We start from the raw sequence: 18,080 nt of genomic DNA on the forward strand, positions 1-18,080 counted from the left end.
CAGCGCGCTGCGTCAAGCCAGCAACTGCCGCAATACAAAGGGCAGAATGCCGCCGGCGCGGTAGTAGTCCACCTCCACCGGGGTGTCTATGCGCAGCAGCAGGGTGTGGCGGGTCTGGGTGCCGTCTGCCCGGGTCACCAGCAGCTGCGCCTCGCTTTGTGGGGTGAGGTCGGAATCCGGAATGATGCTGATGGTCTCATTGCCGGTCAGCCCCAGGCTCTTCCAGCTCTCGCCGGCCTTGAACTGCAGCGGCAGCACGCCCATGCCCACCAAGTTGGAGCGGTGAATGCGCTCAAAACTCTGCGCCACCACCGCCTTGATGCCCAGCAGCTGCGTGCCCTTGGCCGCCCAGTCGCGGCTGGAGCCAGTGCCGTATTCCTCGCCCGCAAACACCACGGTGGGAATGCCGGCCGCCTGGTAGCGGGTGGCGGCGTCGAAGATGGAGAGCTTTTCACCTTCGCCATCAGCGCCCTGGTACAGGGTGACGCCGCCCTCCTCGCGCGAACCGTCTTCTTTGGGCGGCACCATCAGATTCTTGATGCGCACGTTGGCAAAAGTGCCGCGCACCATCACCTCGTGGTTGCCGCGGCGTGCGCCGTAGGAGTTGAAGTCTGCTTTTTGCACGCCGTTCGCCAGCAGCCACTGCCCGGCGGGTGAGCTTTCTTTGATGTTGCCTGCTGGCGAAATGTGGTCGGTGGTGATCGAGTCGCCGAACAGCGACATGATGCGGGCGCCCTGCACCGCTTCTGCGGACAATTCAGTACCTTTTGAGCCCTTGGCGCCCGTGGAATCTGCGCGAGCAGCTCCTTTTTCCATAGCAAACGTATCAAAGAACGGCGGCTTGGCGATGTAGGTGCTGGCCGGCTAGGTGTAGGTCTGGCCGCTCACGCCCTTGATTTTTTCCCACAGTTTGCCGGGCTCTGACTTCACCTTGGCGTAGTTGGCGCGGAAGACTTTGCGGTTCATCGCAAATTTGAGCAGCTTGTAAATCTCGTCGCTGCTGGGCCAGATGTCACCGAGGTACACAACTTTGCCACCTTTGCCCTGCCCTACCGGCTGGGTCATTAGGTCGCGGGTCACGTTCCCGGCAATCGCATAGGCCACCACCAGCGGCGGGCTGGCCAGGAAGTTGGCCTTGAGGTTGGGGTGAATGCGCGCCTCGAAATTGCGGTTGCCGGACAGCACTGCTGCGCAGACGAGGTCGTTCTCAGTAATCACCGCATTAAGCTCGGGCGCTAGGTCGCCGGCATTGCCGATGCAAGTGGTACAGCCGTAGCCCGCCAGCGAAAAGCCCAGCTTCTCCAAGTAAGGCAAGATGCCAGTTTCCTGCAAATATTCGGTCACGATTCGCGAGCCGGGGGCCAGGCTGGTCTTGATATGCGGGGCCACCGTGAGCCCCGCCTTGACCGCCTTTTTGGCGAGCAGGCCAGCGGCCAGCAAGACGCTGGGGTTGCTGGTGTTGGTGCAGCTGGTGATGGCGGCAATCAGCACATCGCCGTTTTGCACCAGTAAAGGCGAGGGCTCCGCCTTGCCTTTCTTGACGGGCTTCTCCACTTTGGCAGTTACGGGCACAGGTGCGGGATACAGCGTGTGCAGCGTGGCAGCGTCTTTGTTGAAGCCGTTGGCCGTGCCCGGCAGGGTGAACAGCTCGGTGAACTTGTCCGCCACATGGCCCAGCTCGATACGGTCTTGCGGGCGTTTAGGGCCGGCCAGGCTGGGGGTCACGTCCCGCAGGTCCAGCTTGACCACACGGGTGTAAGCAATGTCTTTCATCTCGGCAGATGCACTCTTGCCACCCGGCACGCCAAAGAGCCCTTGGGCGCGGAAGTAGGCTTCAAACGCCTCAATCTCTACTTTGGTGCGGCCCGTGCCCTTGAAGTAGTCCAAAGTGCGCTCATCCACCGGAAAGAAGCCCATGGTCGCACCGTACTCGGGTGCCATGTTGGCAATGGTGGCGCGGTCCGGCAGGGCCAGGTTTTCGGTGCCTTCGCCAAAGGCAAGGACAGTGGCAGGCGGCGTATGTTGGGAAACTGCCGCGCCAGATGCGGCAAGGAGTAAAGCTGCCCGGCTTTGCCGGAAGCCGTTTCAAAAGACCGGAGGGTGGATGCGAATGCGTGTGGCACTAGGGGCTCCCCATGGACATGAAAGAAACATCCTGTCAGCAGCGCAATGACTGTTCTGTGACTGGTGGCTTTTAAAGGCAGAGCGTGCCGCTTCGCCCGCTTGTCACGTGGGTACTGGACACCTGGCGGCGAACGGGCAATAAACCAGCATTCGCAACCAAAAGCACCAAAATCATGAGCGAGACAAGCCACGCCGTCCACACCCACCACCGCATTTGCCCCCTGTGCGAGGCCTGCTGCGGGCTGGAAATCAAGGTCCAAGACCAAAAAGTCATCAGCATCCGCGGGCATGAGGCCGATGTGCTCAGCCGTGGCTACATCTGCCCCAAAGCGATTGCACTCAAGGACCTGCATGAAGACCCCGACCGCCTGCGCACCCCGCTGATCAAGCGCAACGGCAAACATGAATCCGCGACCTGGGACGAGGCCTTTGCCGAGATCGAGAAGCGCCTGCCACCACTCATGGCTGCGCATGGCAAACACGCGGTGGCCATCGCGGTGGGCAACCCCTCGGCCCACAAGATCGGCCTGCTCACCTACTTCGGCAAGCTGGCACGCGCCATCGGCAGCCGCAATGTGTTTTCTGCCTCCACACTGGACCAGATGCCCAAGCAACTGGCCAGCGGCCTGATGTTTGGCCACTGGCTCTCCACCGCCCTACCGGACATCAGCCGCACCGATTTGCTGGTGGTGATCGGCGCTAACCCGTTGGCCAGCAACGGCAGCATGTGGACCGTGCCCGACTTCAAGGGCAAAGCCAAAGCTCTGCAGGCCCGGGGCGGCCAGCTCATCGTGATCGACCCGCGTCGCACCGAAACGGCGGCTGTGGCCGATGCCCACCACTTCATCCGCCCGGGAGCCGACGTGTTTTTGCTGGCAGCCATGGTGCAGGTGCTGTTTGAGGAGAACCTGGTGAACCTGGGACGCGTGGCGCCATGGGTTCAAGGCACCGAGGAAGTTCGCGCAGCGGTAGCCGGCTTCACGCCCGAGGCCGCGGCCGCCCGCTGCGGCATGGGGGCAGACACCATCCGCGCACTGGCCCGGCAAATCGCCAGCACACCCAAAGCGGCTGTATATGCCCGTATCGGCACTTGCACCCAGCAGTACGGCACGCTTGCAAGCTGGCTGGTGGATGTGCTCAACACCCTGACCGGCCACCTGGACATCGAAGGCGGCATGTTGTTTGCCAAGTCCGCCGCGTTTGCCAGCAACACCGCCGGCAAACCTGGCATTGGCAAAGGCGTGAGCACTGGCCGTCACCATGCCCGCGTGAGCGGCGCGCCCGAGGTGTATGGCGAACTGCCCATCACCTGCATGGCCGAGGAAATTGAAACCCCGGGCGAAGGCCAGGTGCGCGCGCTAATCACAGTGGCCACCAACCCGGTGCTCTCCAGCCCGGACGGCCCGCGCCTGTCCAAAGCGCTGGACTCGCTGGACTTGATGGTCAGCCTCGACATCTACCTGAACGAAACCACCCGCCATGCGGACGTGATCCTGCCCGGCCTCTCGCCGCTTGAAGACTTGCACTACGACGTGGCCTTCCCCCAACTCTCGTGGCGCAACCATGCGCGCTACAGCGCACCGGTGCTGCCCCACCCCGAAGGCCAGCCCGAAGAGTGGCAAACCCTGCTCAAGCTGACCGCCATCGTGCAAGGCCAAGGCGCCCAGCAAGATGCGAACCTGCTCGACGACCAGCAGTTTGCTGACGACGCCAATCGCTTGTTTGGTCCGCATGCCGCTGCGGTGATGGCCGCCACATCGGGATTGCGCGGCCCTCAGCGCGGGCTGGACGTGGCGCTGCGCAGCGGCCCCTATGGCGACCAGTTCGGCCTGAAACCTGAAGGCTTAAACCTGAAAAAGGTGATGGCAGCCAGCGACAGCGGCGGCATTGACCTGGGCGAACTGCAGCCCCGCATTCCCGAAATGCTGCGCACCCCCAGCGGAAAGGTGGAGCTGGCCCCACCGCTGTTGCTACAAGATTTAGAGCGCGCTGCGCAGGATTTGTCTGGGCTAGCGCCTGATTTGGTCATTATTGGCCGGCGCGATGTGCGCACCAACAACAGCTGGATGCACAACCTGCCCACGCTGGCCAAAGGCCCTTTTCGCTGCACTGCACTGGTACACCCCGAGGATGCAGCCCGCCGTGGGCTGCAAGACGGTGGCATGGCTACGCTGCGCAACGGGCACCGCAACATACAGGCTCAGGTGCAGTTCAGTACCGACATGATGCGCGGCGTGGTCAGCCTGCCGCACGGCTGGGGCCATAACCTGCCGGGCGCTCAGTTGGGGGTTGCGGCCGAGCGGCCGGGCGCCAATATCAACGCGCTGCTGGATGACCAGCTGCGCGACCCGCTCTCGGGCAACGCCGTGCTGGGCGGGGTGGCCATCACCATGGAAGCGGCCTAGGCGCAAGCCACACCCGCGAGCCCGACCTCGCGCGGGGCAGGCGCTAGAGCAGCGCCTGTCCTGCCGCAGCCACCACACTGCGGGTGAGCCGCTCCAATTCCGGCAGGGGCTGCTGGGCCACCTGCCAGTACAAGGGCACATCCAACGCACGGCCCGGCACCAGCTCCACCAAACGGCGTTTGGACATATGGTCTTGCACCGAGAGCAGCGGGTTCATGCCCCAGCCCACATCAGCCAGGGCAGCATCCACAAAAGCCTGCGATGAAGGTAAGCGGTGGGCGGGCAGCGCCACATCGCGGCGCAACTGGCGGCGCACCCAGCGCTCCTGCAGCCGGTCGTTGCGGTCAAACACAATGCTGGGCGCGCGGGCCAGGGTGTCGGCATTCACCCCGCTGGCGAAGTGCTGTTGCATGAAGGCGGGCGAGGCGGTCGCGCAGTAGCGCAAGGTGCCCAGCTTGCGCACCTTGCAACCCTGCACCGCCTTGGCGTGGGACGTGACAGCGGCCAGCACATGGCCACGGCGCAGCCACTCATTAGTCTGGTCCTGATCGTCCACCGCCACATCCAGCAGCACCCGGCTCTGCGCAGAAAAGTCGCGCATGGCGGTCACGAACCAGGTGCTCAGGCTGTCTGCATTGATGGCGATGCGAATGGTGGTGTGCGCCGCCTGCGCGTCTTCCGGGGCCAGGGCCGGCAGGTCGCGCCGCAAATCGTGCTCCAGCATCGCCACGGAATCCGCATGGCGGCAGATGCGGGCCCCGGCCTCGGTGGCAGTGCACGGCTGGCCGCGAACAATCAATACCGCCCCCACCCGCTCCTCCATCTGCCGGATGCGCTGAGACACCGCCGATGGCGTGATGTGCAGCATCCGCGCAGCGCGCTCGAAGCTGCCTTCGCGCACGACGGAAGCAACGGTGGCAAGCAATGTGGATTCCAGCATGATGGCGTTGAATGAAGTTTGGCTAATTCCAGCGTAGCAGATTTCATGCAGATGGCGCACTGTTGGCTTGCATACTGCCCGGCATGCAAGACACGACCTCTTTTCTATCTACCCTGCACGCAGCGCTGCCCACCATCACCACCGGGCTGACTTTGAGCCTGTCACTCATCGTGGCGATTGGCGCGCAAAACACCTATGTGCTGCGCCAGGGCCTGCGCCGTGAACATGTGCTGGCGGTGGTCATTGTGTGTGCCATGCTCGATATGGCGCTGATGACCCTCGGGGTGAGCGGGCTGGCGGCAACCCTGGGCCAACACCCGCGCGCGCTGAACGCGCTGGCCCTGGCCGGTGCAGCGGTAGTGGCCTGGTACGGCGCCATGGCGTTGCGCCGGGCGCTGGCTCCGCAGGCACTGCAGGCGCAATTGCAAGGCGAACCCCAGAGCCTGCGCACGACCGTGTTGCAAGTACTGGGTATCAGCCTGCTGAACCCGCACGTCTACCTAGACACCGTGATTCTGGTGGGCGCCGTGGGGGCCAAGCAGGCAGCTGATTTGCAGGGCTGGTTTCTGGTGGGCGCAGGCGGCGCGAGTGCTTTGTGGTTCTTCACGCTGGGGTTTGGCGCACGCCTGCTCAGCCCCCTCTTTGCACGCCCGGTGGCGTGGCGGGTGCTGGACCTGCTGGTGGCCGCGATGATGGGCCACATTGCCTACGGTCTGTGGACGCAAGTGACACTGGGGTAAGGTAGGCTCTGCTCTTTTTACTAGGGAGATTGCCATGGTGTGGTTGCATGTAGTCACGGTGCTGGTGGTTGCGCAGTACATGGGCTTTGGGATTCTGGTCGGCTGGGCGCGGGGCCGCTACGAGGTGCACGCACCCGCCGTCACCGGGCACCCGATGTTTGAGCGCATCTACCGGGTGCACATGAACTCGCTGGAGCAAATGGTGGCTTTGCTACCGGCCATGTACTTGAGTGCCCAGTTCTGGTCGCCCCTTTGGAGTGCGGCGGCAGGGGTAGCCTACATCGTCGGGCGACTCATTTACCTGCAGTCGTATGCCAAAGACCCCAAGACCCGCACGCTGGGTTTCGTCATGGGTTTCTTTCCGATCGTCGGTTTGTTGGGAGCGGCGCTGGTAGGCGCCGTTTTGGCAGCTTAACTCTGCCACCTTGACCGGACGCTCAGGCAGCGGCGGGCGAATCAGTGGCGTCCAGCCACTCCAGTTGCCCGCTACCCGCCTCATTCAAGCGAGTCATCAGGCCCGACACTGCATCTGCGGGCACCGTGAAGGCCATGGTGACCCGCACGCTGTGCTGCACATCGCCCAGCACCGCACCGGCATTTTCCAGTTCGCGGCGCACCCGCCCCTCCAAGGGGTAAGGCAAGGCACACCGTAGCATGTGCTGTTTGACGATCGGCACCTTATCCGCGTTGAGCAGGGCTTGCGCTACCGCATCGGTGTAGGCGCGCACCAAACCACCGGCACCGAGATTCACCCCGCCGTAGTAGCGCACCACGGTCGCCAACACGCCCTCCAGGTCATGGTGACGCAACACATCGAGCATCGGGCGCCCGGCTGTGCCGCTGGGTTCGCCGTCATCTACCGCGGCCGAGTGACCGCCCGCCATCAGCGCCCAGCACACATGGGTTGCAGTGGGGTGCGCAGCCCACAGTGCGGCCACGACCTGCTGAGCAGTTGTGCGGTCGGCCACCGGTTGCACACACCCAATAAACCGGCTTTTTTTGATCGTGAGTTCGCTGTGACTGGCTGCGGCCAAAGTGTGGGGCATTTGAATGAAAAAGTGCTTAAGCGCTCTTAGATACTGCGCGAGTCGCTATCTAATCGATAGCAGTCAGCTAGCTGCGGGAGTCTTCAAACCGTCCAGGTAGGCATCCAGCGCGGCCAGGCCTACGGCCTCGAGGTCAAAGGCCTGCGGGTCTAACAGCCAGTTGTATTTGAGCCCACCGATCAGAGCAAACATGCCCAGAGTGGCGGTGCGGATGTCCATCTCTCGGCGCATGGTGCCCTTGTCTTTTGCGATCTGCATCAGGCGGTGAATGTCGTCGATGCACTCATTGCGGCCGGCGATTTGTCGCTCGCGCAGGTTTTGTAGCTCGTCGACATATTCCACCTTCTGCGTGGCAATCTCAAACACACGGCGCACCTGGGGGTCATGGGAAATGGTGTGCAAAGCGGCCGCGGTGTTGCGGCGGATCTTCTCCATCGGGCGCTCTTCGTCCTGCGGCGTGATTTCACTCATCCGCGCCATCATCGGCAGAGTGACACGCTCCATCATGGCGTGAAAAAGCTCGCCTTTGTTCTCAAAGTGCCAGTAGATGGCGCCCCGGGTCAGACCGGCCTCTTTGGCGATTTCCTGCAGGGACGTGCGCGACACCCCGCGCTGGTGAAACACACGTTCAGCAGCGTCAAGTATCAATTCGCGGGTAACTAAAGCTTCTTCTTTGGTGCGGCGGGCCATGGATTGACCTCATAAACATATGCGGGCATTGTAGGTTTTTGGAAACATACATTCGTGCATGTATGTATACTAACCCGCATTGCCGCGGTCTGCTACGCTATTCCTTGAGTGTTTGCCCTAGATCAAGCCGCTGGCAAGCCCCTCCCCCGATTACCGCCCTCCAACTACTTTCGCCGCAAGGGAAATCTGTATGTCGCTGTTCCGTCAGACCCTGGGTCATGCACCCACCTCATCCACTGGCCGCCTCGTTTTGCTGGCCATTCCCTTTGCAGTGGCCCTGGCCGCTTGTGGCGCTAAAGACAGCGCCCAAGGTGGTGGCGCCCCCGGTGGCGGCATGCCGCCAGCGCAAGTGGGGGTGGTAACGGTCGCGCCCCAATCGGTTGCATTGCAATCGGAATTGCCCGGCCGCGTAAGCGCATTGCGCGTAGCCCAAGTGCGCGCTCGTGTGAGCGGCGTGGTGTTGCAGCGCATGTTTCGCGAAGGCAGCGAAGTCAAGGCCGGCCAGGTGCTGTACCAGCTGGACTCCGGCCCCTACCGGGCCGCTTTTGAAAGCGCTCACGCCACTGTCGGCAAGGCCCAAGCCACCCTGGCACAAGCCACCGCCCAAGTGGAGCGCAACAAGGCCTTGGTAGAAGCCAACGCCATCAGCAAACAAGAATTCACCACCCTGCAAACGACCCAGCGTCAGGCAGAAGCCGACCTGGGCGTGGCCAAGGCCGCCGCCGAAACCGCCCGCATCAACCTGGCTTACGCCACCATCACCGCGCCGATTTCGGGCCGCATCGGACAGTCTTCCGTGACTGAAGGCGCGCTGGTGGGTGCTGCGGACGCGGCCGCGCTGGCCACCATCCAGCAAACCGCCTCGGTATATGTGAACTTCACCCAGTCCAGCACCGACGTGCTGCGCCTGCGCAAAGCCATTGCCTCCAAGCAATTGCGCGCCTCGGGCGATGGCTCGGTGCCAGTACGCATCGTGCTGGAAGACGGCAGCGAACTGCCCAAACCCGGCAAGCTGCTGTTCAGCGACTTGACGGTGGACGCCACCAGCGGCCAGATCACCCTGCGCGCCGAAGTGCCCAATGGCGATGGCCTGCTCCTGCCTGGCCAATTTGTGCGGGTGCGCCTGTCACAAGCCGAGTTGCCCTCAGGCATTTTGTTGCCCCAACAAGCCGTGACCCGCACCAACCAGGGCGACACAGTGCTCGTAGTGGGCGAAGACGGCAAGCCCGGCCCTCGCCAGGTCAAGGTGGGGAATGCGCAAAACGGCCAATGGGTGATCTTGGATGGCCTCAAAGAAGGCGATCAAGTCATTGTGGACGGCTTCCAGAAAATGATGGTACCCGGCGCGCCTGTGAAGGCGGTGTCATGGGCCGGCTCTGCCCCGGCTGCTGCCGGAGCGCCTGCAGCCCCTGCTTCCGCCCCAGCAGCTGCCGCATCGGCCGCATCGGCCGCATCGGCCGCAGGCAAATAAATACACACGAGGCACTCTCCCATGGCCCAGTTTTTTATCAACCGCCCCATCTTTGCATGGGTGCTCTCGCTGTTCATCATGGTGATGGGCGGCGTTGCGATTACCCAGCTGCCGATTTCGCAGTACCCGCCCGTGGCGCCGCCGGCCATTGTGGTCAACGTGGCCTACCCCGGTGCGTCCGCCCAAACGCTGGAAGACAGTGTGCTCAGCGTGATCGAGCGCGAAATGAACGGTGCCTCCGGCCTGATCTACATGGAATCGGTTTCGCAAGCCAACGGCTCCGGCGCATTAACCCTGACGTTTGAGACCGGCACCAATGCCGACCTCGCTCAGGTGGATGTGCAAAACCGCTTGGCGCGCGCCACACCGCGTTTACCTGCGGCCGTGACGCAGCAAGGCGTGCGAGTCGACAAGTCGCGCTCGAACTTCCTGCTGTTCACCATGCTGGCCACCGACAACCCGGACACCAGCACCATCGAGCTGGGTGACTACGCCTCGCGCAACATCGTGCCCGAGTTGCAGCGCCTGCCCGGCATCGGCCAGGCTCAGTTGTTTGGTACCGAGCGTGCCATGCGCATTTGGCTGGATCCGGCCAAGCTCGCGTCGTTCAATTTGTCTACCGCCGAGGTCAATGCCGCCATCAGCGCACAAAACGCGCAGGTGTCCGCAGGGGCCATCGGCGACCTGCCCAACATCACCGGCCAAGGCATTGCCGCCACGGTGGTGGTGAGCGGCCAGTTGGGCAGCGTTGCGCAATTCGGCAACATCACTTTGCGCTCTAATGCAGACGGCTCTGCCGTGCGCCTCAAAGACGTGGCTCGTATAGAACTGGGCGCACAAGCCTATGGCACCTCGGCGCGCCTGAACGGCAAGCCCGCTATCGGTATCGGCGTGCAACTCTCCCCCAGTGGCAACGCCATGGCTGCGGCCAAGGCCGTGCGCGCCCGCATGACCGAGCTGGAAGCCTACTTCCCTGAGGGCATGAAGTGGAGCATTCCTTACGACAGCTCGCGCTTCGTCAATATCTCTATCAAACAAGTGGCACAGACGTTGGTCGAAGCCGTGGTGCTGGTGTTTTTGGTGATGTTCTTGTTCTTGCAGAACTGGCGCTACACCGTCATCCCGACCATCGTGGTGCCTATCGCGCTGTTGGGTACCTTCGGCACCTTGCTGGCACTCGGCATGTCGATCAACGTGCTCACCATGTTCGGCATGGTGCTGGTGATCGGTATCGTGGTGGATGATGCGATTGTGGTGGTCGAGAACGTCGAGCGCATCATGAGCGAAGAGGGCTTGCCCCCGCTGGAAGCCACCAAGAAGGCCATGGGCCAGATCTCGGGCGCCATCATCGGCGTGACCGTGGTGCTGATTGCCGTGTTTGTGCCTTTGGCCTTCTTCGCAGGCTCGGTGGGCAATATCTATCGCCAGTTCTCCACTGTGATGGTGGCGTCCATTGCGTTCTCGGCTTTCCTGGCCTTGTCGCTGACCCCCGCACTCTGCGCCACCCTGCTCAAGCCGGTAGTGGCTGGCCATGCGCACGCCAGCACCGGCTTCTTTGGCTGGTTCAACCGCCGCTTCACCAGTACCGCCAAGGGCTACGAAAGCGTAGTGCAGCGCATGCTGAAAAAGGCAGGCCGCTACCTGGTGATCTACGTCGCCATCATCGCCGCTGTGGCAGTCGTTTACATGCGCTTGCCCACCTCGTTTTTGCCCGCAGAAGACCAGGGCAACATCATCGTGAACGTGCAATTGCCGCCGGGTGCTACCCAGCAGCGCACCACCAGCGTGATGGAGCAGGTCGAAGGTTTCATGCTCAAGCAACCCGAGGTGGAGAGTATGGTGGGTGTGATCGGCTTCAGCTTCTCCGGCCAAGGCCAGAACGCTGCGCTGGGCTTTGTCACGCTCAAAGACTGGTCTGAACGCCCAGGCCCCGGCCAATCGGCGCAAGCCTTGGCCGGCAGGGCGTTCGGCGCGCTGATGGGCATTCGTGATGCCTTTATCTTCCCGCTGAGCCCGCCCCCCATCCCCGAGCTGGGAAGCGCATCCGGCTTTACCTTCCGCTTGCAAGACCGCGCCGGCAAGGGCCGCGAAGCCCTGCTCGCCGCACGCAACCAGATGCTGGGCATGGCCTCCAAGAGCAAGGTGCTGACCCAGGTGCGCCCCGATGGCCTGGAAGACGCGCCCCAACTGCAGATCGACATTGACCGCGACAAAGCCAGCGCCCTGGGCGTGAGCTTCAGCGCCATCAACAGCACCATCTCTACGGCACTGGGTTCGAGCTATATCAACGATTTCCCGAACGCAGGCCGCCTGCAACGGGTGGTGGTGCAGGCCGACGCTACATCGCGAATGCAGCCCGAAGACATTTTGAAGTTCAACGTCATCAACACCAGCGGCAAGGCGGTGCCTTTGTCGGCTTTTGCTAGCACCCGCTGGGCCAACGGTGCCATGCAAACGGTGCGCTACAACGGCTACTCGGCCATCCGCATCAGCGGCAGTGCAGCGCCCGGCTTCAGCACGGGTGAGGCCATGGCCGAGATGGAAAAGCTGGCTAGCCAGTTGCCCGCAGGTTTCGGCTTTGAGTGGACCGGTCAGTCCCGCGAAGAAAAGCTGGCGGGCTCGCAAGCGACCATTCTGTATGCGTTTGCGATTCTGGCGGTCTTCCTGTGCCTGGCCGCGCTGTACGAGAGCTGGTCCATCCCGTTGTCGGTGATTTTGGTGGTGCCACTGGGCGTGCTGGGTGTGGTGTTGGCCACGCTGTTCCGGGGGTACGCCAACGACGTGTACTTCCAGGTCGGCTTGATCACCATCATCGGCTTGTCGGCCAAGAACGCGATTTTGATTATCGAATTCGCCAAAGACCTGCAAGCTCAGGGCAAGACGGCCGTTCAGGCCGCTTTGATGGCAGCGCACCTGCGTTTCCGCCCCATCGTCATGACCTCGCTGGCGTTCATCTTGGGTGTGCTGCCCTTGGCCATTTCCAGCGGCGCGGGCTCGGCCAGCCAGCGCGCTATCGGCACCGGCGTGATCGGCGGCATGGTGGCGGGCACCATATTGGCGGTGTTCTTTGTGCCTATCTTCTTTGTGGTGGTGCGCAGCATCTTCAAGGGCAGCGAACGCCAGCGCCAATTCGACGCACAACACGGACACCAGATCGGAGCCGAATCCCATGAGTAAGCACACTTTTGCACGCCCTGCCCTGCGCTTGGCCACCTTGTCAGCAGCTCTGTGGCTGGCCGGATGCAGCTTTATCCCCACCTTCAGCCGCCCGGCGGCACCGGTGGCCCCTGCCTTCCCGCAGATGGCAGCAAGCAGCACCCCTGACGCTGGCGCCAAAGCTGCGGCAGACATCGAGTGGCAAAGCTTTTTCAAAGACGCGCGCCTCAAGCGCCTGATTGAGCTGTCTTTGGAGAACAACCGCGACCTGCGCGTGGCGGCTCTCAACATCGACGCCACCCGCGCCAAGCTGCAAGTGGCACGCGCCGACCAGCTGCCCACGGTGAATGCTGGCATCAACGGCAGCCGCGGCCCGGCTGCCAGCGGCGCCATCACCAGCAGCTACACGGCTGGCCTGAGCGTGACCGCCTATGAGCTGGACTTTTTTGGCCGCGTGCGGGCCCTAGGCCAAGCGGCCCAGTCGCAACTGCTGGCGACCGAGGAAGCCCGCAAAACAGTGCAGATCAGCCTGATTGCGTCGGTCGCCAACACCTACCTCACGCTTTTGGCCGACGACGAGCTGCTGCGCGTGACCCGCGAGACCCTCAAGACACGGCAAGAGAGCCTGCGCCTGATGCAGCTCAAATACGACAACGAAGCCGCCTCCAAGCTGGACCTGAGCACCGCCCAGAGCCAACTCGAAGCGGCCAGAGTGTCGCTGGCCCAACAAACCCGCCAACGCGCCACCGACGAGAGCGCCCTGGTGCTGCTGGTCGGCCAGCCCTTGCCTGCCGACCTGCCAGCAGGCTTAGGGCTGGCAGAGCAAGGCTTCTTGAGCGACCTGCCAGCCGGTGTGCCATCGGAGCTGCTGGTGCGCCGCCCCGATGTGCGCCAGGCCGAGCAAAACCTGCTCGCGCTGAACGCCAACATCGGTGCTGCGCGTGCAGCGTTTTTCCCGCGTATCACGCTCACCGCCAGCGCGGGTGCAGCGAGCAACGATCTGGAGCAGCTGTTCAGCAACGGCACCAGCGCCTGGAGCTTTGTGCCCCAGTTGCTGATGCCTATCTTCGACGCCGGCCGCAACAAGGCCAACTTGGAGGCGGCCAAGGTGAACCGCGACATTGCGATCGCCCAGTACGAAAAAGCCATTCAAAGTGGCTTCAAGGAAGTGGCCGATGCACTGGCCGGCCGCGCCACCTTGGGCGAGCAACTGCAAGCCCAGACTGCACAGCTGGGCGCCACCCAGACCACCATGCAACTGACGGACCTGCGCTTCAAAGCCGGAGCGGCCAGCTCGTTTGAGGTGCTAGAGGCACAGCGCTCGCTGTTCGCAGCCCAGCAAGCGCAAGTGCAGGTGCAAACCCAGCAACTGCAAAACCTGGTGACTTTGTACAAAGTGCTGGGCGGCGGTTGGACGGAAGCTGCCGACGCGCAAAGAGCAGCCCAGCCTTAAGGCAAAAACGGGCGCTAGCGCCCGTGGAATATGCGCAAGTAGCTCCTGTTTTAGGAGCACTTTTGAGAAAGCCCGCAGTACATCGACTGCGGGCTTTCCTTTTTGTGACAGGCCTGACCATGAGGATGGGCAAGATCAGCGCCACCACCAGCTGAGCCACCGACACCCAAGTGCAGATGAAAGTGGACGGCCGCTACGACGGCCGCAGTTAAGACATCGACATCGTCTCTACCAGCTCCATCATGCTGCCGCCAAACGTCGGTGGTCAGGCAGTCCCCGTTAAGCTGCACGGCAATTGGACGGGGCGGATAGTGGGGGTTTATTTTTGAAGAAAATGGGCTCTAGCGCAGGTGGAATTTGCGCCAGTAGCTATTGATTTAGGAGCAAGCTACGGGAGGCAAGGATGTCGGCTTTGGGCTGGAAGCCGACTTTCAAAAATCAGACAGCAGTCATCCAGATACTATGGTTTCTCCCTGTAGCGTTCGAGTTAGACCCGCTTGACTGTTTGGCCCCAAGGAGAGTTCTTGATTCCAGGCAAGTACCGTAGGCCATAGTCGTACCAAGGGCTGCAGTTCTTCCAGCGGAGGCCCATGTAGCGAAGACCCCAAGACTCCGTCATATCCATGATGTCCTGAATCGACTTCTCACTCGTTTCCTCGCCGAACATCACTCCTATCAGAGCGTCGCCGTACGCGACATAGAGGTCTTGGTTGCTGCTAGCAAACGCTACCCATCTCCATTCACATTCGTCGCGCCAGTCGGTCATCTTCTCGAAAAATAGCCTCTTGTAGCTTGTCTGGAGATGCAGATCAGCATATCGCTCCTTGCCAAGATCCTCCAGCGCATCGATATTGATCATGAATTGCCAATCAGAGGCCATGTCTCTGAGTATCGAGCGATCAATGTACTCGACTGGACCAGCGAGCACGCGGTTGGCACCCGCAACTTGCATTGAGATCGCTGCATCCAGCCGCGCGCGGTCGAAAACCATGCAAACGCCTGTATGGCGATCTGCGTATTGAGCCCACATTCGAGGTTTGCTAAAGCCGCGAATGAAAATGTCGTTGATGTGATTGCCAGTCAAAGGCGCTCTGTCAGAAGAAAGGCAAAGAAGTCGGGCGCACGCCTTTAGCCTAGTCGACAGCCACGACGAAGTTTCTGACATCTTGTACGCGCCCAAGTCGCGGTTCTCATTCGTTCCAAGATCGAACTGCCAAGTCTTCGTTTCCTTTGGATCATTCGTATTTGTGTACACCCCGAATCGAAGCATTCTTGTCTTTAGGATGTAGTTGAGAGCTTTGTCCACTGTCGTGTAGTGGTACAGGAATTCGTCAACTCGCGATACGTTCTCGATCATGGGCGTTGAGCGGGGCTAACGAATGAAAGGGACGTCCCCATCCCGAGCAAGCCACAAGCCGTTGGACTTGCGGTTAACGGCAACTGAGTGCCACGATAGAAAGGTCAAACTTTTCATCAACTTGTTCGAGATGGAAAATTGTGCTCATCGTACCAATATTGGGCTCGGTTTTTCATCAGTTGGCACAGACGCAACGGTGCAAAAAGCCCGCAGAATGTGCTGACTAGACTTTCAATTTGAATGTCGGCTTCCGCTGCAAACCAGCCGACTGTCCCGGCTGCGTCCCTCATCACTCCACCCGCGTAATCCGGTTTGGCTTAAAGCCCAAGTCCGCTGCTTTGCCCTTGCGCCCACGCGCAGCGCGGGCGTTGTTGAGGCTGCGGATTTCCAAGGTTTCGTCGCGCTCTTTGCCGCCGCGGCCGATGCCGTCGATGCGGATGCTGCGGGTGTAAGCCGCAGCGCCGGCCAGGGTGTCTTTGTCTTCCAGGTCGATGAGCATCAAACCGCGGCCGCCGTTGGCCATGGTCTTGAGTTCGGTGATCTCAAAGGTCAGGATGCGGCCGCCGGTAGACGCGCAGGCCACGTGGGTGGCAGGTGCTACGACTGCGGACGGAGTACCCGCCACCGTGACCTTGCCTTGCGCGCCCGACACCACTGACGGTGCGCACAGGGTTTCGCCCTCGCCCACGCCCACGAAGGCCTTGCCGGCTTTTTGGCGGGAGGTCATGTTCTCCACACTCGCAATAAAGCCATAGCCGCCACTGCCGGACAGCAGCAACTGCGCGCTGGCAGGGCCGGCAAAGTAATACAGGATTTGCGTGCCACTCTCCAACTCAAGCAGAGTGGTCACCGGCTGGCCATCGCCCCGCCCGCCGGGCAATGCAGACACCGGCACGGTGTAGATGCGCCCGTTGGAGCCGAAGACCAGGAGCGTATCCACCGTGCGGCACTCGAAGGTGCCATACAAGCCGTCACCCGCCTTGAAGGCAAAGGTAGACGCCTCGTGGCCATGGCCGGTGCGGGCGCGCACCCAGCCTTTTTCAGACACCACCACGGTCACCGGCTCGTCCACCACTTTCACCTCAGCCACGGCCTTTTTCTCGGCCTGGATGAGGGTGCGGCGCGCATCAGCAAACACTTTGGCGTCGGCCTCAATTTCTTTGACCATCAAGCGGCGCAGCGCAGCGGGGCTATCCAGAATTTCTTCCAGCTTGCCTTGCTCCGTGCGCAGCTCGGCGAGCTCCTGCTCGATCTTGATGGCCTCCAGACGCGCCAATTGGCGCAGGCGGATTTCGAGAATGTCTTCAGCCTGGCGGTCGCTCAAGTTGAAGCGCGCAATCAGCGCGGCCTTGGGCTCGTCCGACTGGCGGATGATGGCAATCACCTCGTCGATGTTGAGCAACACCGTCTGGCGACCTTCCAGAATGTGGATGCGGTCCAGCACCTTGTTCAGGCGGTGGCGCGAACGCTTTTCGATGGTGATCTGGCGGAAAGCCACCCACTCCACCAGCATTTGCCGCAATGACTTTTGCACCGGTTTGCCGTCCAACCCCACCATAGTGAGGTTGATGGGCGAGGAGGTTTCCAGGCTGGTGTGGGCCAGGAGCGCGGTGATCAGCTCTTGCTGCTCTACGGTGCGGCTCTTGGGCTCGAACACCAGGCGCACCATGGCGTCTTTGTTCGACTCGTCACGCACCACGTCCAGCACACTCAAGATGCTGGCCTTGAGCTGGGTTTGGTCTTGGCTCAGGGCTTTTTTGCCGGCCTTGACCTTGGGGTTGGTGAGCTCTTCAATTTCTTCCAGTACACGCTGGCTGCTCACACCGGGCGGCAGCTCGGTCACCACCAGCTGCCACTGGCCGCGGGCGAGGTCTTCAATCTTCCAGCGCGCGCGCACCTTGAGGCTGCCACGGCCGCTGCGGTAAGCATCGGCAATGTCATTCGCGCTGCTGATAATCTGGCCGCCACCGGGGAAGTCCGGGCCGGGAATGATGGTGAACAGCTCGTCGTCAGACAGCTTGTCGTTTTTGATCAGCGCCACACAGGCATCGGCCACTTCGCGCAGGTTGTGGCTGGGGATTTCGGTGGCCAAGCCCACGGCAATACCGCTAGCGCCATTGAGCAGGCTGAATGGCAGGCGCGCGGGCAACTGCTTGGGCTCTTCGGTGGAGCCGTCGTAGTTGGGCTGAAAGTCCACGGTGCCCTGGTCGATTTCGTCGAGCAGCAGCGTGGTGATTTTGGCGAGGCGCGCTTCGGTGTAGCGCATGGCGGCAGCGCCATCGCCGTCACGGCTACCGAAGTTGCCCTGGCCGTCTACCAGCGGGTAGCGCTGCGAAAAGTCTTGCGCCATGCGCACCAGTGCGTCATAGGCCGACTGGTCGCCGTGCGGGTGAAAGCGGCCCAGCACATCGCCCACCACGCGGGCGCTTTTGACCGGCTTGGCACCGGCGTTGCCATTGGCCCCGCCAAAGCTCAGGCCCATGCGGCCCATGCTGTACAAAATGCGGCGCTGCACGGGCTTGAGGCCATCGCACACGTCGGGCAAGGCACGGCCTTTGACCACGCTCAGTGCGTATTCGAGGTACGCGCGCTGGGCATAGGTGGCGAGGTTGAGTTCACCATCTTCACCAGGGGGCACAGGGCCGGTCGGTTCAGCGGGTTCGGGGATCAAATCGAGCGTGGTTTGGTCAGTCATGTT

Annotated in this window: 11 protein-coding genes and 1 pseudogene; 6 read left to right on the forward strand and 6 right to left on the reverse strand. The window is 62.0% G+C overall.

Features of this window, described 5'->3' with window-relative positions:
- Nucleotides 1-12: 12 nt before the first annotated feature.
- Nucleotides 13-1,995: pseudogene (gene acnA / locus U5L73_RS13765) on the reverse strand (aconitate hydratase AcnA); the annotation flags it as partial.
- A 302-nt stretch (nt 1,996-2,297) separates the two neighbouring features.
- Between acnA and U5L73_RS13770 the strand changes: the two are divergent.
- Entirely contained in the window at nt 2,298-4,529 is a 2,232-nt protein-coding gene (locus U5L73_RS13770) for a molybdopterin-dependent oxidoreductase (RefSeq protein ID WP_322562875.1), read from the forward strand.
- Nucleotides 4,530-4,572: 43 nt separating this feature from the next.
- On the opposite strand, the gene U5L73_RS13775 is transcribed toward U5L73_RS13770, so the two are convergent.
- Nucleotides 4,573-5,469 (reverse strand): LysR family transcriptional regulator ArgP, encoded by an 897-nt coding sequence (locus U5L73_RS13775; RefSeq protein WP_322562876.1) that lies wholly within the window; start codon nt 5,467-5,469, stop codon nt 4,573-4,575.
- Nucleotides 5,470-5,552: 83 nt separating this feature from the next.
- Between U5L73_RS13775 and U5L73_RS13780 the strand changes: the two genes are divergently transcribed.
- The gene (locus U5L73_RS13780) at nt 5,553-6,209 is read left to right on the forward strand and encodes a LysE/ArgO family amino acid transporter (protein WP_322562877.1); all 657 of its coding nucleotides are present in this window, start codon (nt 5,553-5,555) and stop codon (nt 6,207-6,209) included.
- 34 nt (nt 6,210-6,243) lie between these two features.
- On the forward strand, nt 6,244-6,624 hold the full coding sequence (locus tag U5L73_RS13785; protein ID WP_322562878.1) for an MAPEG family protein: 381 nt from the start codon (nt 6,244-6,246) through the stop codon (nt 6,622-6,624).
- A 22-nt stretch (nt 6,625-6,646) separates the two neighbouring features.
- Here the strand turns inward: U5L73_RS13785 and U5L73_RS13790 are convergent, their stop codons facing one another.
- Together U5L73_RS13790 and U5L73_RS13795 are read right to left on the reverse strand one after the other, a co-directional pair.
- Nucleotides 6,647-7,255: a YigZ family protein gene (locus tag U5L73_RS13790; protein ID WP_322562879.1), complete on the reverse strand. Its 609-nt coding sequence runs from the start codon at nt 7,253-7,255 to the stop codon at nt 6,647-6,649.
- 63 nt (nt 7,256-7,318) lie between these two features.
- Nucleotides 7,319-7,945 (reverse strand): TetR family transcriptional regulator, encoded by a 627-nt coding sequence (locus U5L73_RS13795; RefSeq protein ID WP_322562880.1) that lies wholly within the window; start codon nt 7,943-7,945, stop codon nt 7,319-7,321.
- Nucleotides 7,946-8,135: 190 nt separating this feature from the next.
- On the opposite strand from U5L73_RS13795, the gene U5L73_RS13800 reads away from it, so the two are divergent.
- The 3 genes from U5L73_RS13800 to U5L73_RS13810 are packed head-to-tail and all read left to right on the forward strand — an operon-like array spanning nt 8,136 to nt 14,025.
- Nucleotides 8,136-9,416 (forward strand): efflux RND transporter periplasmic adaptor subunit, encoded by a 1,281-nt coding sequence (locus tag U5L73_RS13800; RefSeq protein WP_322562881.1) that lies wholly within the window; start codon nt 8,136-8,138, stop codon nt 9,414-9,416.
- A 21-nt stretch (nt 9,417-9,437) separates the two neighbouring features.
- On the forward strand, nt 9,438-12,593 hold the full coding sequence (locus U5L73_RS13805; RefSeq protein ID WP_322562882.1) for an efflux RND transporter permease subunit: 3,156 nt from the start codon (nt 9,438-9,440) through the stop codon (nt 12,591-12,593).
- On the forward strand, nt 12,586-14,025 hold the full coding sequence (locus U5L73_RS13810; RefSeq protein ID WP_322562883.1) for an efflux transporter outer membrane subunit: 1,440 nt from the start codon (nt 12,586-12,588) through the stop codon (nt 14,023-14,025). Before U5L73_RS13805 ends, U5L73_RS13810 begins: the two co-directional genes overlap by 8 nt.
- Nucleotides 14,026-14,512: 487 nt before the next feature.
- On the opposite strand, the gene U5L73_RS13815 is transcribed toward U5L73_RS13810, so the two are convergent.
- Together U5L73_RS13815 and parC are read right to left on the reverse strand one after the other, a co-directional pair.
- Nucleotides 14,513-15,382: a DUF2971 domain-containing protein gene (locus U5L73_RS13815; protein ID WP_322562884.1), complete on the reverse strand. Its 870-nt coding sequence runs from the start codon at nt 15,380-15,382 to the stop codon at nt 14,513-14,515.
- 289 nt (nt 15,383-15,671) lie between these two features.
- Nucleotides 15,672-18,077: a DNA topoisomerase IV subunit A gene (parC, locus tag U5L73_RS13820; RefSeq protein WP_322562885.1), complete on the reverse strand. Its 2,406-nt coding sequence runs from the start codon at nt 18,075-18,077 to the stop codon at nt 15,672-15,674.
- Nucleotides 18,078-18,080 lie beyond the last annotated feature (3 nt).

The organism is Rhodoferax sp., from assembly GCF_034520025.1.
Taxonomy (GTDB): Bacteria; Pseudomonadota; Gammaproteobacteria; order Burkholderiales; family Burkholderiaceae_C; genus Allorhodoferax.